We start from the raw sequence: 279 nt of genomic DNA, 5'->3' as shown, positions 1-279 counted from the left end.
GTCTATAACAAAACCGACGACCTGACCACGGTCTACGCCAGCTTCGAGGGCAGCCATAAGTTCACCCAGCAGGCGCAGGTGGAATATCTGCTGGCCTTCCACGACTACGACAACGGCAAAGATAATACCGACAACCGCAAAAACTACGGCGCCATCGTCCGGCCGATGTACTTCTGGAACGACGTGCACTCCACCTGGCTGGAAGCGGGCTACCAGCGCGTGGACTACGACCAGGGCGGGGATAACCACGGCTGGAAGCTGACGCTGTCGCAGAACATC

General features: G+C 58.4%; 1 protein-coding gene and 1 pseudogene. One reads left to right on the top strand and one right to left on the bottom strand.

What is annotated here, in order from left to right; genetic code table 11:
* Positions 1-123, bottom strand: a 123-nt coding sequence (locus ACNQ0T_RS24155; RefSeq protein WP_404872608.1) for a hypothetical protein, incomplete at its 3' end; no start/stop codon positions are given.
* Here ACNQ0T_RS24155 and ACNQ0T_RS24150 point away from each other — a divergent pair.
* Positions 76-279, top strand: a pseudogene (locus ACNQ0T_RS24150) (carbohydrate porin); the annotation flags it as partial. The gene ACNQ0T_RS24155 and the pseudogene ACNQ0T_RS24150 overlap by 48 nt on opposite strands.

It is taken from the genome of Enterobacter cloacae complex sp.6700776 (genome assembly GCF_048284255.1).
GTDB lineage: Bacteria > Pseudomonadota > Gammaproteobacteria > Enterobacterales > Enterobacteriaceae > Enterobacter > Enterobacter intestinihominis.
The sequence above is the reverse complement of the archived record's forward strand: the minus strand, read 5'-3'. Positions and strand labels throughout refer to the sequence as shown.